We start from the raw sequence: 3,406 nt of genomic DNA, 5'->3' as shown, positions 1-3,406 counted from the left end.
ACCCGTGCCAGACAGGCCGATCGTCACAAGCACGGCATGGTCACCGATTATTTCCCGGCACGCTATTTCGGTCGCCCTGATCGAGAGATCCCGTGATCATAATTCTGCTTCCACCCAACAGGAGGAGGCATCATGCCAGCAGGTAATTATATTCGCCAGAATTCGGTCAAAACACGACTGGCAGCTGGACTCGCGGCAAATCACGTCGAGGGTTTCCTTCAGTGGCTGCGCGAGAGGCAATACACGCCTTTAACTGTCATCGAGCGAGAACGATTACTTGCATGCTGGACCGATTGGGCATGTAAGGCCGGGTATGCGTTCGAGACCATCCGTGATGCATACAAAGCCTCGTATATGCTGATTGGATCAGGATATCGGTCACGATTTCGCGGTGATCTGAACAAGGACGCCGTGGAGTGCGCCAAATTATTCATTACCTATCTGGAAACCTGCAAAGTGCTGGATGCTTTGCCTGCACCTGCCGAACCCGCTCTTCTCGTGGAATTCAGACATTGGGCGTTGGAGCAGTGTAGTCTGGCAGACACAACCCTCGGTTTTTACCTTCACGTCATTCGTCTTTTTGTTGCCTGCATGGGTGAAGAGCCGACGACTTATACGGCGGCTACCATCCGTGCCTTCGTCCTGGAACGGGGACAGAATGTCTCACAGTGTCGAGTAAAAGGCATCATTGTTTCAACACGGTCATTTCTGCGTTTTTTGGTTGCGACAAAGCGTTGTCCGTCGGGATTGGTGCATGCGCTGCCCCGATCAGCAAACTGGCGGTTGACCTCCATCCCGCGATTTCTTCCGGACACGGACATTGAGCGCATTATCGATGCGTGCGATGGCGAACAGTATCTCCGGGATCGGGCCATCATCCTGCTGCTGGCCCGTCTCGGGCTGCGTGCCAGCGAGGTCGCGCGCCTGACGTTTGACGATCTCGACTGGAGTCAGGGTCATATCCGGATCCATGGGAAAGGCCGCCGACTTGAACTGCTGCCCCTGACTCAGGAAATAGGCGACGCCATCATTGCCTATGTGACGCATCAAAGACCGCCGCTGCCGACACGAGCGTTGTTCGTCACTGTAATCGCTCCCGTTCATCAGATTGACCGGATTGTCGTAAAATGTCTGGTAAACCGTGCCTTGACGCGCGCCGGCATAGATAGCCCGCATCGCGGCGCACATATTCTGCGTCATTCGGCGGCAACAGCCATGTTGCGTCATGGAGTGAGCCTGGCTGATGTCGGCTCAGTGCTCCGTCATCGCGATACAGCGATAACAGCCCATTATGCCAAGGTCGACCAGACCCTTCTCTCTGTCATTGCCCAGCCTTGGGGTGGGAGGGCACCATGCTGATTGACGACGTGAACCGCTATATAACCTTGCGCCGCTCACAGGGGTTCAAACTTGAAAAAACAGCCCGTCATCTCGAGGCATTTGCCCGCTATGCGGCGGAACGCGCCGATACCCATATTCGTATCGAGAGCGCGCTGGACTGGTCGGCTTCTACTGCGTCAACCCAACGCGCCCGATATCGAAAACTTCAGGAGCTTGCGCATTTTGCACGTTTTTTGCGCGCGGAAGATCCTCTTCATGAAGTTCCTGACCACCACATATTCTATTGCCCGGTATCGAGACCAACACCTTATATCTATTCCCGGGACGAGATTGCCCGCATGCTTGCAGCGGCAGGTAATTTGCGTCGGCAGAAACCCAGTCCGCTCAGGCAGCATATCTACGTGATGCTGATCGGACTGCTTGCATCGACCGGTCTGCGGGTCTCCGAGGCGCTGAATCTTCGGTTGTGTGACCTGCTATCGGGCGACGTGCTGCATATCTGCCAGACGAAATTCAATAAAAGCCGACTTGTTCCGATGCATCCGAGCGTCGCTGCCGCATTGCGCGACTACCTTGCTATCCGTGAACGGTTCGCAGGGACGGACGATCATGTGTTTCTGTCTGTTGGAGGAAAACCGATGGGCGTGGGAACCTTGTATGCGGCATTCCATGTCATCCTGCGCAAGGCGGGTGTCGGCCAAGGGCGCACCCGCCGCCCCCGCATCCATGATCTCCGACATACTTTCGCGACACGGGTGCTCGAACAATGCTCGGCCCGACGGGAGGATGTGGCACGCGATTTTATCGCTCTGTCGACGTACCTCGGCCACGCACATATTCGATATACCTACTGGTATCTGCAGGCGACACCCGAATTGATGAGCGATATCGGGGGAATGGTCGAAAACCTGATCGGGGAGAAGCTGTCATGACCCCGATCGCGCCTCTCATCACTGGCTTCTTGCGTGACTACCTACCCAATCAGCGTGGTTTCAGTCCGCATAGCTGCGATGCCTACGCCCGTAGTTTCACGCTGCTCCTCACTTTTGTCTCTACCAGATTACGTGTGCGGCCAGCCCAGCTCATGCTCGAACAGATCGATGCCGACATGGTCATCGCATTCCTCACCAATATCGAACGGGAGCGCGGCAACAGTGCTTCCACCCGGAATCTGCGGCTCGCGGCAATCAAGACATTTATGCGCTACGTCGAATTGAAATATCCCAGAGCACTGGAACAGATTGCCCAGATCAGGGCAATCCCGGGCAAGCGGCATGAACAGAAACTCGTTCAGCATCTGACGCTGATCGAAATACGCGCTGTTCTCGACGCTCCCGATCTCAAGACCCGTGCAGGAATACGAGATCGGGCCATGCTGCATCTTTGTTTCGCAGGTGGATTACGTGTTTCTGAACTGGTTGGTGTCCGCCTTGAAGACGTCGTCCTGCATCCCACCCCCAGCGTCACGGTGTTGGGCAAGGGGCGGCGTGAGCGGTGCCTGCCGCTCTGGAAAGATACCGCGCGCGATATCCGGGCATGGCTCGCCGTCAGAGGCACGCCACCAACACCGGAATTATTTACTAACGCACAAGGCCGGACGATGACGCGCGCAGACTTCGAATATGTCCTGGAAAAACATGCGGCTTCAGCCGCAAGTCAATGTCCCACTTTATCAGATCGCCTGATTACACCTCATCTCTTGCGGCATAGCTGCGCGGTGACCATGCTTCAGGCCACGCGGGATATTCGCAAGGTTGCTCTCTGGCTGGGACATGCGGATATCCGAACGACCGAGGTCTATCTGCGGATAGATCCATCCGAAAAACTCGAGGCAATCGAGGCGGTGTTGCCGCCGTCACTCCGGCGGGGCCGTTTCAAGGCCCCCGACGCATTGATCGCTTCCCTGATGGCACATCGGGGAGCATGACAGCGTGAGAATTTGGACCTGATCGCTCCGCGGCGGTCAGGTTCTCTTCCATACCGGCGCTCGGCGTGTGTCTGGGCGTACCAGGACATGATCGGGTACCATGCCATGCTTGTGACGATCGGCCTGCCCGGCACGGGG

General features: G+C 56.4%; 3 protein-coding genes. All 3 read left to right on the top strand.

All coding sequences use genetic code 11. The features are described from left to right. Positions 1–132 precede the first annotated feature (132 nt). Genes EDC31_RS17310 through EDC31_RS17300 form a run of 3 tightly spaced genes read left to right on the top strand, consistent with a single transcriptional unit; the run spans position 133 to position 3,268 of the window. A complete protein-coding gene (locus tag EDC31_RS17310; protein ID WP_081797944.1) occupies positions 133–1,359 on the top strand; it encodes a tyrosine-type recombinase/integrase in 1,227 nt (408 codons plus the stop codon). After that, positions 1,353–2,273, top strand: coding sequence for a tyrosine-type recombinase/integrase (locus tag EDC31_RS17305; protein ID WP_042062399.1), 921 nt, complete (start codon positions 1,353–1,355; stop codon positions 2,271–2,273). The genes EDC31_RS17310 and EDC31_RS17305 overlap by 7 nt, the downstream gene beginning before the upstream one ends. After that, positions 2,270–3,268: a tyrosine-type recombinase/integrase gene (locus EDC31_RS17300; RefSeq protein WP_042062400.1), complete on the top strand. Its 999-nt coding sequence runs from the start codon at positions 2,270–2,272 to the stop codon at positions 3,266–3,268. Before EDC31_RS17305 ends, EDC31_RS17300 begins: the two co-directional genes overlap by 4 nt. Positions 3,269–3,406: the final 138 nt, after the last annotated feature.

The sequence above is a fragment of the Acidomonas methanolica genome (assembly GCF_004346035.1).
Lineage (GTDB): Bacteria > Pseudomonadota > Alphaproteobacteria > Acetobacterales > Acetobacteraceae > Acidomonas > Acidomonas methanolica.
This window is presented reverse-complemented; position numbering and strand designations above follow the sequence as displayed.